The 217-nt window shown below is 76.5% G+C and carries 1 protein-coding gene; it reads right to left on the bottom strand.

Annotated elements, in window-relative coordinates; translation table 11 throughout:
* A partial coding sequence (locus tag MXD61_RS05975; protein WP_248811828.1) for a transposase occupies window positions 1-217 on the bottom strand: 217 nt, incomplete at both ends.

Genomic DNA, 217 nt, shown 5'->3' with positions numbered 1-217 from the left:
GCAGGTCGTGGACCTGCGCCCAGCGTTCCCGTGTCGTCTGGGCGCGGGGGCCGTCGTTCGGTGGCGGGCCGGCTTTGGCCCAGCAGCCGCTGTGCGCGGCGACCTCGGTGTGCACGGCCGCCGCGAGACCGTGCCAGAGGTGCCAGCGGTCGCTGACCTGGACCGCGTCGGGCAGGACACGGCGGACCGCTTCGGCGTAGGCGGCGGAGCCGTCCCG

This window comes from Frankia sp. AgPm24 (assembly GCF_023243055.1).
GTDB classification, from domain to species: domain Bacteria; phylum Actinomycetota; class Actinomycetes; order Frankiales; family Frankiaceae; genus Frankia; species Frankia umida.
Note: the sequence above shows the minus strand (reverse complement) of the source record. Positions and strands in the feature narration are given on the sequence as shown.